The following is a 15,895-nucleotide window of genomic DNA, read 5'->3' as shown; positions in this document are numbered from 1 at the left end:
ATTCTGTCTTCGTGACGCATCCAAAGCTCATTTCGGCGGTTTTCGGTAAAGGAATCAACATTTTTCGCCGATTTCCCGATGCAGCGCCAACGCGACGTCGCGCAACCTGCCGGAGTGGTTTTCGCACAGCCGCATGGCCGATCGGTGCGGCGGTCGCTAATAGGCCCGGCACGGGCCCCACACGAAATGCCAAGTCCCATCTTGAATTTGTGGCGGGTTGCGTCTATCACCCAGCGCATCTTGGAGGCCCCGGCTTCCCGGGCCGCTTTAGCTCAGTTGGTAGAGCACATCATTCGTAATGATGGGGTCGCGTGTTCGAGTCACGCAAGCGGCACCAATCTTTCCAAGGGTTGCGGGCCCAAAGCGCTCCTCACCACACCGCAAATTCGAGATCAGGACACATTTCGGGACACAAAACCGAGCGTCGGTGGTGCGTGGGGCGGCCAATGGGAGGTCTCGAACGTTCGCAACTGCCTTACATCGAAAAGTAGAACGGGCCTGCCACTCTAGCTTCGCGTCCCCCCAGTTCCGCACTGCAGTCGGACTTGATGTTCGAATTGCCGCTCATCTTGATCGTGTCGGCAACGATGCGCAGGCAGGTGCTGCTAGTTCCGTTGTTACCATTGTAGGTCAGGTCGCCATAGGGGAAGTATAGGACGCCGTTCAGATCAGTGGCGCCATTCCCATTGAACAGGTGGGACGATGTGTTCGCTCGTGCCGACATCATCAGCATGCCGGCATAGTCGCCTGTCTGCGGCGCGCTCAATGACAACGAGCCGTTGCCGTTCACTGTTATGCCGCCATCAGCCATGAAGATGGTCACGCCGGCGCCGGTCACTGTGCCTTTGACGGAAAGAGAACCTTCGACATAATAGAGGCCCGGCTCCAGGGTTTTGTCGCCGCTCAGATCGAGATTTCGATACCGCCCTGGACTGACTGTCAAGTCGCCAGCTTTCGGATTAGGATACAAGATTGGTGGTACCGGTTCCACCAGGTTACCCCATGGGTCAGGCAGTCGCCACGCATTGACGCGATTTTGCTCACAATCGGTGATCAGTCCGCTGGTCGCCACTATTCCGCCAGATGATTGAATGCAGTCCGCCTCAAGGGACGCGTCGCCGCCAACATAGATGGAATCCGGAGCCGACGAATTGGAAGCGATAACGCAGCCATCCATGATGACTGTGGTGCTCCCGGCCGCCTCGAAGGCGCGCGGCGCGGCCCGGTTGAGGGCATAGACGCACGCAGTATCACCATTGTTGGACGTTATGCGGGACCGGACGAGAATGTTGGTCGATGACGGTCCATCGCCGCCGATTGAGCGCGGAATAAGATAGGTGTAGTTGAGGCTGGATTCAGTCCTGAGGCTCTGGCTTCCGTCGTTTTCCGTCGCCAGACCGTGATAGACGAGCGAGGGTATGTTATCCGCGCTTGCATCGACCGATGCCAAGTTGGCTTTGAGTAGCTTGTCGCCAAGCGCCTGTAGCTCACCGTCGCTCAGGCCCGAGTTGACCTTAACGGCGATCTCCATGCTTGCTGCATCCAGAGCCGATTGAAGCCTGCTCCGCTCGCGGTTCATGTTCGCGAGATCCACCGCGGCGCCGACTGCTGCAATCATAGGAAGCAGCATGACAACGAGACCGGTCGCAAAGTTACCGCGGCTGTCTCGAAAGAACCGTTTCAAAAGCAGAATTTGGTGCATCATGCCGGCAAAATGCATCCCTGCGGCAAAGAAGTTGTTTCATTGATCACTAAACTCTTAAGTAGGACGGAATTCGTCCTCACAGAAAAGCTGCCGGACGGTCAAACCGCTGTCCGGATGGAGGATGCCGCCGTTCCGTGGCCGCGAATGCAGAGCGCTCTCAGCGAGCGGATGCAGGTATCGCTCGACTGTACACAGCGCGGAACGGTTACCCGTCGCTAATTCTATTGAAAAATAAACATTCGAAATGGGTGATCGCCAGCACCACTCGTGACCAATTCCAGTTTAGAAGGGTAAGTTCTGGCGCTGAACAACATGCCAGATCCGTTCTACGCCACCATTTCGCTCCAGAACCGATCTAGCCAGGCTTCTACAATTATTCACGGTGGACCCCGCGGCGGTCTGTAAGCCAACTGCAATTCGTTGGATCCGGCGACGGTTCGAACGCTGCTACGGCTTGTTCATCAGTGCGAGGTTGGCATCGACCAACGAGGTATCGGTCATTCCTGCCTTGGCCTCCAGAAGCAATTCGCGGGCTTTTTTCTTGTTGCCGCGCAACAATTGCGAATACCCCATATTGTTGACGATATGGGCCCGGCGGCCGGCAACCACAACAAGCTGATCGTAAGCGCGGTCGGCAAAATCGAAGCGGCCGAGCTGGTCGTAGGAGGCGGCAAGTCCCAGCCATGCCTCGGCATTGTCGGACCGAAGTTCCACCGCCTTGCGGAAGTGCTTTTCCGCCAACCCATAATTGGCTTCGCGGAACTGCGTCTTGCCAGATACGAGATCAGCCCTGCTGATGTCGGTCGTCGCCGGAGCGATCGACGTGGTCTCGGTGACGTCGACGCTGCTCGTCGTGCATCCCGTCACAATCGTCACGACTGCGACCGCAGCCAACGCGGCGAATTTCGATTGCCCCATAATCTGCCCCATCCGGCCGCTTGGCGGGCCGTCTCATCAAGCATAATAGCGGGCTCGGCTTAAGCTTCGGTGGCGGGTTTCGAGCAAATATTAGGAAAGCCGAACATATTGGATTAACTATCGACTGGAGCGGATCAGTCGCCTGCCGTCATTTTCACGATGATCGGGATGATGGCGATCATCAGCACGACTGGCAGGATGCAGACCGTAACCGGCACCGACATCTTTGCCGGCAGCGCGTGCGCCTTTTCCTCAGCTATCGACATGCGCTTGTGACGCATTTCGTCCGAATAAACCCGAAGCGCGCCCGAAAGGCTGGTGCCAAGCTCCTTCGATTGCTGAAGCAGCGTGGCGAAGGAGCGTACCTCGTCGAGGCTCAGGCGATCAGCCAACGATTTCAGCGCATCGTCAAGGCTGCGCCCCGCCCTGAGTTCGAGCGAGACAAGCTGAAGGTTCTGGCTGAGCGAGGGATAAGTGATAAAGAGCTCTTTCGACACCCGCTCGATCCCGGCCTCCATGCTCATGCCGGCGTCCGCGCAGACGATCATCAGGTCCATGAAATCGGGAAAGCCATTGCGGTATTCCCGCATTTTCGTACGGACCTGCGAGGTCAATACAAGACCCGGCAGAAAATAACCGGCGCCACCGGACATGATGATAAAAGTCCAGCGGCTCGGAACTGCCGATTCACCGCCAAACCAGCGGACGACCAGAAACGCAACAACGGCTCCAGCCAGGAAGCCGACAAAGCGGATGACAAAAAAACTGCCGACCGCGCCTGGATCCATGTGACCAGCCTGGATGAGTTTCATCCGCAGCCGCGCAACGTTTTCCGGATCGCTTTTGGCGTAGAATTCATGGGCGGTTTTCATCGCCTTGTCGCGGACGGCGCTGGCGTTCCGTTTCGGCGCGGCGGTCGGCTTGGGTGCCTCCGCAACCTCTGAGACTTCGACCTTGAGCCGGCGCTTCAAGTCGCCGCGTCCTCCACGCGCGGTACTCCATTGCCAGAGGATCGCTCCTCCTCCCACGGCGAGCAGCAAAAGCGCCAGCGACGTCGGGCGAAGGGAGGCAAGGAGACCGATCAGGGTTTCCATGTCAGAATTTGAAGTTCGACATCTTGAACATCATGGCGTTGCCCAGCATTAGCCATGAGATCGAGCCGCCCAACAGATACCAAGTCATCGGCTCGCCCCAGACGCTCTCGTAGAATTGCGGCATCATGATCATGATGCCGACCATCAGCAGCGCCGGTACGGCGGTCAGGATGTAGGCCGACATGCGGCCCTCGGTCGAGATTGCTCGCACTTTGCGCCGCAGCTTTCCGCGCTCGCGGATGATCGACGACAGACCATCCAGGATTTCGCGCAGATTGCCGCCTGAGCTGCTCTGGATCGACACAGCGGTGACGAACAGCGGCAGGTCCTCGTGTCCGACGCGCTCGAACAGCGAATGCAGCGCGGAAACCAGGTCGGAGCCATAGGTCACTTCGTCGGCGATCACGCCGAATTCGGTGCCGATCGGATCGGCCATTTCACGCGCCACCATCGAGATCGCCACCGGAACCGGATGCCCTGCCTTGAGGCTTCGCGTGATGAGTTCCAGAGCTTCTGGAAGCTGCATTCCGAAGATCTTGTGCCGCCGCTTGCGCAGGAACCGCAGGGTCATGATCGGAAAGACCAAACACATGACCGGAAGCACTGCCAGTGCAATGATCAGCGGCAGGCCGTAGGAAACGGCAAACAGGCAGAGGCCAAGCGCCAGACCCGACGTGATCAGCAGAAATTTCGGCAGTGGTAGGACCATGCCGGACTGGATCCGCAGCTCCCGAATCCGGTCGAGCGAAAGCATCGAAGCACCTCCTTCCATCCCACGCTCTTTGCGCAGTTGGATCAGCACCTGCTCTTGGCTGAGCTTTTTCTCCTGCAGCTTCATTCGCCGATTGATCGCCATGCGGCGATCCCGGTGCCCGGCGTAAAGCAGGTAAAACGCTTCGGCGATCATGATGCCGGTCAGACCGGCGCCGGCATAAATCACATAGATGGCGCTGAATCCCTCGAGCATTGATTATTCCTGCTGTCTGCCAGGCTCGAAATATCGCCCAGGAAATTCGATGCCCATCGCCTTCAGGTCTTCGAGGAAGCGCGGGCGCAGGCCCGTCGCCTCGAAGTGGCCAAGGATCGTCCCGTCCGCTTCCATGCCGGTGCGCACGAAGCGAAATATCTCCTGCATCTGGATCACGTCGCCTTCCATGCCGGTCACTTCGGCGACGCTCGTGACCTTGCGCTTGCCGTCGGAAAGCCGGGTAAGCTGCACGATGATGTCGAGCGCGCTTGCGATCTGGCTGCGGATCGACTGCACGGTCATCGGCATTCCGGTCATGCCGAGCATCTGTTCGAGACGGGAAATCGCGTCGCGCGGCGTGTTGGCATGAATGGTCGCCATCGAGCCTTCGTGGCCGGTGTTCATCGCCTGAAGCATGTCGAAGGCTTCCTCGCCGCGGCACTCGCCGAGGATGACGCGGTCCGGCCGCATGCGCAGCGCGTTTTTGACCAGATCGCGCTGCTTGAGTTCGCCGTGACCTTCGATATTGGCCGGCCTCGTCTCCATGCGCGCCACATGCGGCTGCTGCAATTGCAGTTCGGCCGCGTCTTCGATGGTGATCAGGCGCTCGTCTTCGGGGATGAAGGCCGACAGGGCGTTCAGCATCGTCGTCTTGCCGGTGCCGGTGCCGCCGGAAATAATCGTCGTCTTGCGGGCATGGACTGCGGCGGCAAGGACTTCGGCCATGTTCTGCGTGACCGCACCGAATTCAACGAGCTTATGCAGACCGAGCTTATTCTTGGAGAATTTGCGGATGGATACCAGCGGCCCGTCGACACCGACCGGTCGGATGGCGGCATTGAAGCGTGAGCCGTCGAGCATGCGCGCGTCGACCATCGGCTGGGATTCATCGACGCGGCGGCCGACGGCCGCAACGATCTTGTTGATGATGCGTATGAGGTGAGCTTCGTCCTTGAACGGAATATGCACCTGCTCGAGCTTGCCATGCCGCTCGACGAAGCAACTGCGATGGCCGTTGATCAGGATGTCGTTGATGGTTGGGTCTTTCAGCAACGGCTCGAGCGGGCCGAGGCCGACCATTTCGTCGACAATGTCATCCACCAGCGCGTCGAGTTCGGCGACATTGACCGCAAGCCGTTCGCCGCGCGCCTTCTCGGAGACGAAATCATGCACCTGCCGCCGCATCTCGTCGCGCGGCAGGCGCTCGAGCGCTACGAGGTTGATCTCTTCGATCAGCATGCGGTGAATGCGCATTCTGGCGTCGAGGACCTTCGTGGGCTTTGCCGGTCCCACCTCGGGTTTCGGCGGGGCCGGCTTGCGTGTCGTCGGGATGACGACCGGCCGATGCTGGATTGGCGCCTGCTCCTGCCGGCTTTCCGGCGTGGCATCGCGTTTCTGGAGCGTCGAAAATCGGCTGATCACCCGGCTCTCCTCAAAAGACTTTTGCCGAGCCCGAACAGTGAACGCTTTTTCCGCGTTTCCGCCACGACTTCATCAGGCAGGACTATTCGCCTGAGATCGTTGACGACATTCGCGTTGGGGTCGATCTCGTGCAGCGGAACGCCGCGATCGACGGCCTCGCGCACCAGCTTGTAATTGTTCGAGATGCCGCCGACGAAATGCTCGCCGAGGAATGCCTGGGCGTCGGCCCGCTTGATCCCGCTTTCGAACAGGCGTTGTTCGAAGCGGTTGACGATGACGTTTGGCTTCACCTCCTTGCCCACCGTCTCATAAACGGCCTGGATCAGCCGCTGCGTATGGCGCAGGCACGGCACGGTCATTTCGGCGACGATGTAGAGCTTGTTTGAGCCCAACAGCACGGTCTCCGTCCAGGGAAACCACGTGCGCGGCATGTCGATGACGACATTGTCGAAATAGGCGGAGACGAGGTCCAGCATGCGGACAACCACGTCGGCGTTGAACGTGCGCATCTCCGCTGGCCGCGCAGGCGCAGCCAGCACGCAGAGACCGCTCGCATGTTTCGAGAGCATCACGTCAAGAAGCTGGCGGTCAAGGCGTTCCGGCTGATTCTCGATTTCGTTGATGTCGAAGCGTGGCTCGAGGTCGAGATATTCGGCGCATGAGCCTTGCTGGAAATTGAGATCGACTACGCAGGTCGACGATCCGCGCGTTACCGAATGGTGGAGCTGGAACGCGGTTTGCAGCGTCAGCGTGGTGGTGCCTACCCCCCCGGCGGCGGGCATGAACGTGTAGATTTGCGACTCGGTGTTCTCTTCGCGCCCCGGTCCCTCAAGTGCGCGAACGCAGGAGCGAACAAGATCGGCGGTGGTCAGCGGCTTGACCAGAAAATCGGCGACCTGAAGCTGAACCAGGATGCGCGCGGCGGACGCATTGAATTCCTGAGTCACAACGATGATTGCAGCGCGCCTCTCGAGCCGCCGCGTAATGCGCTGCAACGCCTCGATCTCGTTGAGCTTGGCCGCATCCATGTCGACGATCACCGCGCTGCAATCAGCCTCCTGGATTTCGCCGCGTAACTCGGTGACGTTCTTCTCGACCGTAACAAGCGCAATCCCCTCCGACGAGGCGAACGCCGTCCTCGTTTTCTGCACAAAGCTCTTGTCGGTGGAAACAAGCACGATCCGCTTGGTTTTTCCGGGATTTGCCATTCTTCTCGCCCGCGCGTTTGGTGGCCTGATCAGTAACCGGCCGTGGGTTGCGATGCTTTTTCCTCGGCCGCTTTCGCGGTCGCGCTTGGCTGGGCGCCGCGGTTTGCTGGCACCCGAAGCCGGGTGCGTTCGACGCCCTCAGGCCACGGATCGACCATCTGCATCACGGTGTTGGCCGCCATCGCATTGCCCGCGCCTTGGGTCAGCCCGTCGAGACGCATCGTCTCCTCGGTGGCACAACCGCTGGCAGAGGCAATCATTGCGACGGCGCCGATCATTGAAAGCGTTCGCATGCTCATTCCCTTGGGAGATCGAGGAAGTGGCCGACTTTTGTGGCTGGAGCGGCAGCGTCGGTTGCGGTCCCGCCATTGTGGGCGACGTCGGCGGTTTTCACCTCCTCCACATTGCCCAGAAAATAATCGACATTGCTTGCCGGCAAGGTGCCGTCAGCCGGCGTCAGCGGCTTCTTCGATGGGTCCATCGGCTTAACGAGGTACGGCGTGACGATGATGACCAGGTCCGTTTCGCGCCGCTGATACGCTCTGGAACTGAACAGCGGGCCGAGCACCGGCAACTTGCCCAGACCTGGAACGCGCTGCTGAACCATGTCGTTCTCGCTTTGCAGCAAGCCCGCCATCATGAAACTCTGACCGCTTTTCAGATCGATCGACGTGTGCGCGCGCCGCACCACGAAACCCGGGATGGAGATGTTGCCGATATTGTAGGAAGCCGATCTATCGATCGAGGAGACCTCCGGCTCGATGTCGAGAGCGATCAGGCCGTCGCTGAGCACGGTCGGTGTGAAGTCCAGACTGACGCCGAACTTTTTGTATTCGACTGAGATATTGCCGTCCTCTTCCGAGACTGGGATCGGAAACTCGCCGCCCGCCAGGAAGCTCGCTTTTTCACCCGAGCGCGCAATCAGGTTCGGTTCGGCAAGACGTCGCGCGACACCGCGGTCTTCCAGAGCCTTGATGGCGACATCGATTGACACGCCGTTGGAGAGAAGGCCGCCGATGAGCTGTGCCGCGGGAGCCGCCTTAGAAACCGAAGGAGTGGAGTTGAATGAGACGCCGCCATTGCTGCCGATGTATGTCACGCCGATTTTGGTGCCGAGTTCCTGTCCCACCTGCCGATTGATTTCGACGAAGCGCACATTCAGCTGAACCTGCTGCGACGAGGAAATATTGACCGAGTTGATGACCGTTTCTTCGCCCGAAAAATTGGTGGCGATCCGAGTCGCCTTATCAACCGCCAACGCATCTTCGGCTGAGCCAGACAGAACAAGCCGGCCATTCGCCGAGCTAACCTTTATGTTGGCCCCCGGCACGCTGTCGCGGATGGTGCTGGCCAAACGGTCGGTGTCGAGCGTCACCTCGATGTCCATCGTACCGACCAGTTTCTTGTTTTCGTCGAAGAGAGCGATGCCCGTGGTGCCGAGATTACTGCCGAGCAGGTAGAAGGAGCGGTCCGTCAGCGGCTTGACGTTGGCGATCTCTGGATCGCCGATGACGATCTCGTAGAACGGCACATCGGTCTTGATCGTTTTGGGCTTTCCCCTGGCGAGCTTGATCGACATGTTTTTGGTCGAAGTAATGTAAACCACGCCGTTGCCGGCCTCAGCGTTTCCAACGCCAACCAGAACGGGTCCCGCCGCAAACGAGATCGCCAGCAAGGCTATTCCGGCAGCATGCGCGCCGCTCCGACACAAATTGCCCACCCACCCAAACATTGCCTGTCCCCAAAAATCCGGCACCCCTGCCGGTGTCGTGTCACTTGTCCGGCGCAACAACCTGATAGGATTGCGGGTTGGTGCCGCGCGTCACGATCACGGTCTTGAATTTTTGCGCTTCCGGCCCCTCTGCGGCGATCGCCTCGATGACTGCGCCCGCAGCATCCGACGCGCCGGCCGCCACCGAGCCGCCGAATGAAGAGATGGTCGTCAAACCGTCTGTCGAACCACCGCCTTCGCTTGAGGCGCGCAGCGACAGCGACAGCGTGCCCACCGTGCGGGCCAGCGCCACCTTCTGCGCGCCCTCGGCATTGACCTCGATGGTCACAGAATTAGCGATCTGCGGAGTGATCTGCCGCTCGTCGGCGCCCTGTCCGACGGTCAGCACCTTGGCGCTCTCGACCACGATCTCGCTGGTCAGCGTCGAACCGGCCGCGCCTTCGGCATTTTTCGCGACTTCGGTGATGGCGCCGGCGTCGCGCGTCAGCACCACGTCGACATGGTCGCCGGGCATAACGAAGCCGCCGACGCCGGCTATTTCGTCGGTGCGGATTGTCACTGCCCGCATGCCGGGCGAAAGCAGGTTCGACAGCGTCGCGCGCCCATTGGGACCCGACAGTTTTGCAAGCAAAAGCGGCTCGTTGATCTCTAGGGGTGAAAGCACGACACGACTTCCCTCGGCCAAAGCTTCGTTGATCGTCGTGAAGGCGCCCTGCGGAAGCGAATCCTGCGGCCACGGAATTTCCGCCAGTTGCGTCCGCTCTAGCGCCATGCCGAAGCGCAGCGGCGCCCTGGCGACGACGATCGTCTGAAACTGCATCGCCGGCGGCGCGGGCGTCGGAACTGCGAGCGAAATCTCTCCGGCACGAGCCTTTGCTTCGCTCTTAATCCAGAGATCGGCGGCAAAGATCGAGGCCGCGCCGAACACCGCGGCGATGCCGATCATTGTAATGGCTTTGCCCTTCACGCCCGATACCCCAAAATGCACCCTTCTTGTCTTTTGTCTTTGGCCGGACGCTACCGGGCGATTCTGAACAATTAGAAACTTCGCTTATTCGAATTTGTGCTATCGTTGCGTCTGGTTACCGAACCCTTGGACCTTTTTCCGCAATTTGAGTGAGCGCCATTTGCTTTTGGGTCGAACTTCACTTGGCTTCGACGTTTCCGGCACGCCGTCACGTTGTTGGTTACCCCACACGGTCAATGCGGCCAGAAGCAATCGACAGTTCTCATCAGGCCTCTGTGAAATGGTTCGCCATCTAATCTCCGATGGCGTCGCTACCGTGAGCGCCCTGGTCCCCGTTCGGTGATCGGCCTCGTCAAGACCCAGCGCGCCGGCACCGGTGTCTACATCACGGCCGGTGGCAGGACTTTCTGGCGTTTTATCTCGGCGTGCAGGCTGTTTCGACTACACGGAACATGCAGTTGGATATCCGGGCTGACCCATGGCGAAACCGATCTTGTACAGTGACGGTGATAAATTAGAGCGCACGCTTTCCGTCGCCATTTTCTTAATTGTATTTACGTGCGCGATCGTCATCTTATTTTTTAACTTGGACTCTATTAGAACGAAAATATCGTATTCAAAATTGTTTTCGGACGAGACAAGACTGACGATAGCATCGGACCCTTTTCTAGCTGTACTAGGATTCTTTTCGCTATTCTCTGTTTCCGTGCTCTCGATGGTAATGATTTTGCTTTTAATTTGGCGCTGCTCTACGAAAGTTGCCCGCGTCGTGTCTGAAGTATTCCGTGACGACCGTCCTTAACTCGATCACTTAGATAGAGCCGGCCTCCAAGACTTTGGATGTCACAGCGCGATCAGCCCCAACGTTTCAGAAAATCACGTCTGTCGCGCGGCATGGGGTCACTGCGACGCTGCCGGTGACAGTCGCAATATTCTTCCGGCTGGCTCGTCGGTCAACGCCATCACCGCGCCGTCGGGAGCCTGCACCACGTCTCGGATACGCCTGCCGAGAGCGAGGACTTCCTCGCCGGCGACCTGCTTTCCGTCAATCCTGACGCGAACGATGCCTTCCGCCGACAGTCCTCCAATCAGCAGGTCGCCTTGCCAATCGGCAAACATGTCGCCGGTGTAGAAGGTCATGCCGGAAGGCGAGATGACGGGCGTCCAGCTATGGATGGAGTCGGCAAACTCCGGCCTCGTCGACGGATCGGGGATGCGTTCGCCCGAATAGTGCCGGCCCCAGCTGACCACGGGCCAGCCGTAATTCCTGCCCGCTTCCGGAATGTTCAGCTCGTCGCCGCCGAGCGGTCCCATTTCCGCCGTCCAGAGCACGCCGGTTTCGGGATGGAGCGCAGCACTTTGCACATTGCGGTGGCCGTAGGACCAGATCTCGTCGGCGCCGTCCTTGCCGACGAAGGGATTGTCGTCAGGCACAGAACCATCGGGATTGATGCGGACGATCGTCCCGAGATGATTGTTCGGGTCCTGCGCCTGCCGCATCTTGAAGCGCTCGCCGAGCGTGACGAAGAGCTTGCCGTCCGGCGCGAATACCAGGCGGGAGCCGTAGTGGTTCCGGCCGGAGACGGCCGGTTCCTGCCGGAAGATCACTTCGAAGTTCGAGAGAGCGCTGCCGTTCTCGTCCAGGCGTCCACGGCCGACGGACGTGGCCGCGCCGCCGCCGCGTTCCTCCGAGTAGGAGAGATAAACCGTCCGGTTGTTGGCAAAGTCCGGATCGAGCGCCACATCCAGCAGGCCGCCTTGTCCGCCGGCGAGGACGTCCGGCACACCGTCGATCGGATCGGAAACGGCCCCGTCGGTCGAGACGAGCCGCAGGCGCCCCGGACGCTCGGTGACCAGCAACGCGCCGTCGGGCAGGTAGGTCGCGCCCCAGGGATGTTCGAGCCCTTCGGCAAAGGTCTCGACCGCAATGCGGCCTGTTTCGCTCTCGACGCTGCTGTCCTGCGCGAGCGAGGGCGCACCGAAGGCAAGAAGAACAGACGAAGCAATGAGTATCCGCAGCATGATTTCTCCATCCGAAGGGAGGTATAGGGAGGAGCCGCCGGCTCCCCGATATAATGACCAACTGCCGATGCGGTTCCAAGCTGGCGAGGCGCGCCCATGTTTTCAGCTATGACCATGTCCTTGCCGACGAGATGAGCCCGGCGCATGTGACACCCTCAGCACGCATCTACAGAATAAGAAGCCAAATGAACGCGAACTGAAACTAATTGAGACACAACTGAAACACATCTACGCGCAGGCGACATGCACGCGAAACGCTTTGGGGCGATGGTTCACCCCAAGCCAGGAACGCAGGAGCGTCGCCGATGACACCCGACCAGATCAGACTTGTCCAGGACAGTTTTCGCGAGGTCGTCCCGATCCGCGTGGCCGCCGCGGCGTTGTTCTATGAACGCCTGTTCGCGATCGACGCAGACCTTCGCGCGCTGTTTCCGGTGAGAGACATGAGCAAGCAGGGCGCCAAGCTGATGGCGAGCCTGGGCTTCGTCGTGCACGGGCTGGACCGTGCCGACACCATCCTCCCGACGGTGCGCGTGCTCGCCAAGCGTCACGTGACCTACGGCGTCGAGGAGCGTCATTACCCGATCGTCGGGCAAGCGCTCATCGAGACGCTGGCGGCCGGCCTCGGCACGGCATTTACGCCAGCTGTCCGCGAGGCTTGGGAGGCAGCCTACGGGTTGCTCGCAAGTGTGATGATCGCGGCTGCTCGTGAGGATCAGCTTGCCGCGTGATTTTTTGGGATGCAGCCGCAGGCGACCATCCACCCGAACGACAATTCCAAATGGAGAGAAGCACCATGTTCAGATACACAGCTCTTGCAGCGCTTTGCGTCGTGGCAAGTTCCGCTTCCGCCGGCGAACTCACCGCCCGTCAGGGTGGGACCGTCGATCTCGGCAACTTTCACGGGGTCGTCTACTACACGGAGGCGGATGACGGCTACCGGGTGGTCACCACGATGGCGGCGGGCGAAGAAAGTTTGCCCGTACGCTTCGTCGCGACGCTCACCGAGGGCCAGGCGATGGTGATCTCGGTCCCGGGCGCGTTGGCAGGGGCCGGCCAGGCACTCGAAATCTCGCGCGCTAAAGGCAAGCTGGTTGTCGCGGAGGTGGAGTCCACCCAGTAAACGGGTTGAAAGTTGACGTTGCGACGCAACCGGATAGTCTGCGCCTGCTTCCGCGCCTTCCACAGCGCGATGAGACAAATCGGCACCGTCATTGGGATGGCTATCGTCCCAACCTCGGAGAAACGAGATGCTCAAGGTGCAAAGTGCGGAAGTTCGATTTCGACTTTTTGAGTGTGGACAATTTTTCCTGATCCTGATGGGCGCTGGTCTACTTGCGTCGGCCGCTTTTGCCGATGTCGTCGAGCCAGCGACCCTCGCCGTCGCGGATTTCGAGTTCAGGGATACGTCAGGCGAAGTCAGGGACCAGACCGCCGAACACGAAGCGCGACTGAAGGCATTTGGGGTAGCGTTGCAGGATGGCCTTTCGGAGAAGATCAAGCTCGTCGCGCTACCCTGTCAGGCAGAACAGTGCACCATCAAGGACCCCGGCCTTGTCGATCTTTCGAAACAGGCAAGAACAGCCAGCGCGAAATATCTCCTGATCGGTCAGATGCACAAGATGAGCACGCTGGTCGGCTGGGTGAAGTTTGCAGTGCTGGATTTGAGCAACAACAAACCTGTCTGCGATCGATACCTGACTTACCGGGGAGATACCGACGAAGCGTGGCGACGAGCAGCAGAGTTCACGGCACGTGACGTCGAGAAGCACTGCATTCCGTAGGTATCGCGAAAAGCCCGGCGACCGAAACGGATAGCCGACAGCAACGCAATGCAAATGGCTTCGGTGATCAGACCGGCAGGAATGCGACGCCGTCGCGTGTTCGAGTCACGCAAGCGGCACCAATATTTTCAGCGCGTGCCGTCGAGCATGTCGCCCCCTCTCGTGTTCAACGCCGCTACGCGCACGCGCCTGATCCAGTCGGCGGCATCCTCCCGGCCCTTGCGGCCCTTGAGCAGATCGAGCGCCGACAGCACGCGAAGGAACTTGGATTGGGCGCGGGCATGGATGTCGCTGTAGCCTTTGATCAGCCGGCGCCCTGAACCCAGCATGGACTGGGTACCGCAATTGCGGCGTCAGGCGGCCTTCTTCTTCGCCAGCCTCGCCTTGATGCTGGCGACGTCGGCGCGCGGCGTCGCCGCAAACAGCGTCTTGGTGTAGCTGTGCTTGGGGTCGGCAAATACCTCGTCGCGCGAACCATATTCGACGGCCTCGCCGTAATACATAACCATCACGTCGTCGGCGATGTAGCGCACCACCGACAGGTCGTGGCTGATGAAGACATAGGTCAGCTTGAACTCGTCCTGCAGGTCGGCAAGCAGGTTGAGCACCTGCGCCTGCACCGACAGATCGAGCGCAGAGACCGGCTCGTCGAGCACCAAAAGGCTCGGATTGAGCATCAGAGCCCTGGCAATGGCGATGCGCTGGCGCTGGCCGCCCGAGAACATGTGCGGGTAACGGTTGTAATGCTCCGGTCCAAGGCCGACCTTCTTCAGCATCTTCATGGCGAGATCGCGCCGTTCGTCGGCCGGTGTGTCGGTGTTGATGAGCAGCGGCTCGCCCAGCACATCGCCGATCTTCTGGCGCGGATTGAGCGAACCATAGGGGTTCTGGAAGACGATCTGCACCTTGCGGCGCATCTCCTTCGTCAGCCCATCCCTGGCGATGTCGACCTTGTTGCCGTCGATGAAGAGCTCGCCTGCTGTCGCGGGATCGATCAGGGTGATGATACGTGCGAGCGTTGACTTGCCGCAGCCGCTTTCGCCGACGATGGCCAGCGTCTTGCCCTTGTCGACGCTGAAGGAAACGCCCTTGACCGCGTGCACCGTGCGTGAGGGACGAAACAGACCGCCGCCGACATGGTAGTCGCGCACGATGTTCTTGCCTTCGAGAACCGTGGCACTCATGGCGCGGCTCCCGTTGCCGGCTGGGTTGCCGCGGCGGGCCCGTCTCCCGCAGCAGAGGGGGCCGGTTCGAACAGCATGTCGGAAATGGTCGGCAGCCGATCGCCGACGGCGTTTTCCGGCAGCGCCGACAGAAGCGCGCGCGTGTAGTTGCTCTTCGGCTGCTCGAACAGCGACAGAACGTCGGCCTCCTCCATCTTGCGGCCCTTGTACTGGACGATGACGCGGTCGGCGGTCTCGGCCACGACGCCCATATTGTGGGTGATCATGATCAGGCCCATGCCGTATTTGGCCTGCAGGCCGACCAAAAGATCGAGGATCTGCTTCTGGATGGTGACGTCGAGCGCGGTGGTCGGCTCGTCGGCGATCAGCAGCTTCGGATTGCAGGCGATGGCGATGGCGATCATGACGCGCTGGCACTGGCCGCCCGACATCTGGTGCGGGAACGAGTTCAGCCGCTCTTCCGGATCGGCAATGCCGACCAGCTTCATCAGCTCGATGGCACGGGCCCGACGCTGGGCGCGGTCCATGCCCATATGGAAGCGCAGCACCTCCTCGATCTGGAAGCCGGCGGTGAAGCACGGATTGAGGCTGGCGATCGGTTCCTGGAAGATCATTGAGATGTCCTTGCCGACGATCTTGCGGCGCTCGGACGGACTGAGCTCGAGCAGATCGACGCCGTCGAAGGCCATGCGGTCGGCCTTCACCGTCGCCGTGTTCGGCAAAAGCCCCATCACCGCCAGCATCGCCACCGATTTGCCGGAGCCGGATTCGCCGACGATCGCCAGCACCTGGCGCGGCTCGATCGACAGGTCGATGCCTTGCACCGCCATGAACGGTCCGGCGGCGGTATCGAAGGACACGGTAAGGTTCTTGATTTCGAGAAGAGGCATGG

General features: G+C 60.2%; 15 protein-coding genes, 1 tRNA gene and 1 pseudogene. 4 read left to right on the top strand and 13 right to left on the bottom strand.

What is annotated here, in order from left to right; translation table 11 throughout:
• The first annotated feature begins 261 nt into the window (after positions 1-261).
• A tRNA-Thr gene (locus tag AC0L3L_RS00530) sits at positions 262-337 on the top strand.
• Positions 338-475: 138 nt separating this feature from the next.
• Here the strand turns inward: AC0L3L_RS00530 and AC0L3L_RS00525 are convergent.
• The 10 genes from AC0L3L_RS00525 to AC0L3L_RS00480 form a co-directional block, all read right to left on the bottom strand.
• The gene (locus AC0L3L_RS00525) at positions 476-1,705 is read right to left on the bottom strand and encodes a TadE/TadG family type IV pilus assembly protein (RefSeq protein WP_473636171.1); all 1,230 of its coding nucleotides are present in this window, start codon (positions 1,703-1,705) and stop codon (positions 476-478) included.
• 447 nt (positions 1,706-2,152) lie between these two features.
• Complete coding sequence (locus AC0L3L_RS00520; RefSeq protein WP_473483977.1) at positions 2,153-2,623, bottom strand: tetratricopeptide repeat protein; 471 nt, start codon at positions 2,621-2,623, stop codon at positions 2,153-2,155.
• 134 nt (positions 2,624-2,757) lie between these two features.
• A complete protein-coding gene (locus AC0L3L_RS00515; protein WP_473483980.1) occupies positions 2,758-3,717 on the bottom strand; it encodes a type II secretion system F family protein in 960 nt (319 codons plus the stop codon).
• Between the two features lies 1 nt (position 3,718).
• Positions 3,719-4,684: a type II secretion system F family protein gene (locus tag AC0L3L_RS00510; protein WP_473636170.1), complete on the bottom strand. Its 966-nt coding sequence runs from the start codon at positions 4,682-4,684 to the stop codon at positions 3,719-3,721.
• Between the two features lie 3 nt (positions 4,685-4,687).
• Positions 4,688-6,106 (bottom strand): CpaF family protein, encoded by a 1,419-nt coding sequence (locus AC0L3L_RS00505; protein ID WP_473636169.1) that lies wholly within the window; start codon positions 6,104-6,106, stop codon positions 4,688-4,690.
• Positions 6,103-7,314, bottom strand: coding sequence for a CpaE/TadZ family protein (locus AC0L3L_RS00500; protein ID WP_473636168.1), 1,212 nt, complete (start codon positions 7,312-7,314; stop codon positions 6,103-6,105). Before AC0L3L_RS00500 ends, AC0L3L_RS00505 begins: the two co-directional genes overlap by 4 nt.
• Positions 7,315-7,343: 29 nt before the next feature.
• On the bottom strand, positions 7,344-7,592 hold the full coding sequence (locus AC0L3L_RS00495; RefSeq protein ID WP_473636167.1) for a hypothetical protein: 249 nt from the start codon (positions 7,590-7,592) through the stop codon (positions 7,344-7,346).
• 17 nt (positions 7,593-7,609) lie between these two features.
• Positions 7,610-9,046, bottom strand: coding sequence for a type II and III secretion system protein family protein (locus tag AC0L3L_RS00490; protein ID WP_473636166.1), 1,437 nt, complete (start codon positions 9,044-9,046; stop codon positions 7,610-7,612).
• Positions 9,047-9,086: 40 nt separating this feature from the next.
• On the bottom strand, positions 9,087-10,013 hold the full coding sequence (gene cpaB / locus AC0L3L_RS00485; RefSeq protein ID WP_473636165.1) for a Flp pilus assembly protein CpaB: 927 nt from the start codon (positions 10,011-10,013) through the stop codon (positions 9,087-9,089).
• A gap of 900 nt (positions 10,014-10,913) precedes the next feature.
• Positions 10,914-12,035 (bottom strand): PQQ-dependent sugar dehydrogenase, encoded by a 1,122-nt coding sequence (locus tag AC0L3L_RS00480; RefSeq protein WP_473636164.1) that lies wholly within the window; start codon positions 12,033-12,035, stop codon positions 10,914-10,916.
• Between the two features lie 305 nt (positions 12,036-12,340).
• Between AC0L3L_RS00480 and AC0L3L_RS00475 the strand changes: the two genes are divergently transcribed.
• From AC0L3L_RS00475 to AC0L3L_RS00465, 3 genes are all read left to right on the top strand, one after another.
• Positions 12,341-12,766 carry a globin family protein gene (locus AC0L3L_RS00475; protein WP_473636163.1) on the top strand — a complete coding sequence of 142 codons (426 nt, stop codon included), beginning with the start codon at positions 12,341-12,343 and terminating at the stop codon, positions 12,764-12,766.
• A gap of 65 nt (positions 12,767-12,831) precedes the next feature.
• On the top strand, positions 12,832-13,158 hold the full coding sequence (locus AC0L3L_RS00470; RefSeq protein WP_473636162.1) for a hypothetical protein: 327 nt from the start codon (positions 12,832-12,834) through the stop codon (positions 13,156-13,158).
• Between the two features lie 127 nt (positions 13,159-13,285).
• Complete coding sequence (locus tag AC0L3L_RS00465) at positions 13,286-13,819, top strand: DUF2380 domain-containing protein (RefSeq protein ID WP_473484001.1); 534 nt, start codon at positions 13,286-13,288, stop codon at positions 13,817-13,819.
• Between the two features lie 128 nt (positions 13,820-13,947).
• On the opposite strand, the pseudogene AC0L3L_RS00460 reads toward AC0L3L_RS00465, so the two are convergent.
• From AC0L3L_RS00460 to AC0L3L_RS00450, 3 genes and pseudogenes are all read right to left on the bottom strand, one after another.
• Positions 13,948-14,133, bottom strand: a pseudogene (locus tag AC0L3L_RS00460) (indolepyruvate oxidoreductase subunit beta family protein); the annotation flags it as partial.
• A 39-nt stretch (positions 14,134-14,172) separates the two neighbouring features.
• Complete coding sequence (locus AC0L3L_RS00455) at positions 14,173-15,003, bottom strand: dipeptide ABC transporter ATP-binding protein (RefSeq protein ID WP_473484003.1); 831 nt, start codon at positions 15,001-15,003, stop codon at positions 14,173-14,175.
• A complete protein-coding gene (locus AC0L3L_RS00450) occupies positions 15,000-15,893 on the bottom strand; it encodes an ABC transporter ATP-binding protein (protein ID WP_473636161.1) in 894 nt (297 codons plus the stop codon). Before AC0L3L_RS00450 ends, AC0L3L_RS00455 begins: the two co-directional genes overlap by 4 nt.
• Between the last annotated feature and the right edge of the window lie 2 nt (positions 15,894-15,895).

It is taken from the genome of Mesorhizobium sp. WSM4849 (assembly GCF_055811385.1).
This window is presented reverse-complemented; position numbering and strand designations above follow the sequence as displayed.

What these genes read in the sequence shown, in the direction of transcription:
- AC0L3L_RS00515 (WP_473483980.1), bottom strand. Translation starts at nt 3,717, where the DNA reads ATGGAAACCCTGATCGGTCTCCTTGCCTCCCTTCGCCCGACGTCGCTG.
- AC0L3L_RS00465 (WP_473484001.1), top strand. Translation starts at nt 13,286, where the DNA reads ATGCTCAAGGTGCAAAGTGCGGAAGTTCGATTTCGACTTTTTGAGTGT.
- AC0L3L_RS00490 (WP_473636166.1), bottom strand. Translation starts at nt 9,046, where the DNA reads ATGTTTGGGTGGGTGGGCAATTTGTGTCGGAGCGGCGCGCATGCTGCC.
- AC0L3L_RS00475 (WP_473636163.1), top strand. Translation starts at nt 12,341, where the DNA reads ATGACACCCGACCAGATCAGACTTGTCCAGGACAGTTTTCGCGAGGTC.
- AC0L3L_RS00500 (WP_473636168.1), bottom strand. Translation starts at nt 7,314, where the DNA reads ATGGCAAATCCCGGAAAAACCAAGCGGATCGTGCTTGTTTCCACCGAC.
- AC0L3L_RS00480 (WP_473636164.1), bottom strand. Translation starts at nt 12,035, where the DNA reads ATGCTGCGGATACTCATTGCTTCGTCTGTTCTTCTTGCCTTCGGTGCG.
- AC0L3L_RS00455 (WP_473484003.1), bottom strand. Translation starts at nt 15,003, where the DNA reads ATGAGTGCCACGGTTCTCGAAGGCAAGAACATCGTGCGCGACTACCAT.
- AC0L3L_RS00510 (WP_473636170.1), bottom strand. Translation starts at nt 4,684, where the DNA reads ATGCTCGAGGGATTCAGCGCCATCTATGTGATTTATGCCGGCGCCGGT.
- AC0L3L_RS00495 (WP_473636167.1), bottom strand. Translation starts at nt 7,592, where the DNA reads ATGATCGGCGCCGTCGCAATGATTGCCTCTGCCAGCGGTTGTGCCACC.
- AC0L3L_RS00520 (WP_473483977.1), bottom strand. Translation starts at nt 2,623, where the DNA reads ATGGGGCAATCGAAATTCGCCGCGTTGGCTGCGGTCGCAGTCGTGACG.
- AC0L3L_RS00450 (WP_473636161.1), bottom strand. Translation starts at nt 15,893, where the DNA reads ATGCCTCTTCTCGAAATCAAGAACCTTACCGTGTCCTTCGATACCGCC.
- AC0L3L_RS00525 (WP_473636171.1), bottom strand. Translation starts at nt 1,705, where the DNA reads ATGATGCACCAAATTCTGCTTTTGAAACGGTTCTTTCGAGACAGCCGC.
- AC0L3L_RS00470 (WP_473636162.1), top strand. Translation starts at nt 12,832, where the DNA reads ATGTTCAGATACACAGCTCTTGCAGCGCTTTGCGTCGTGGCAAGTTCC.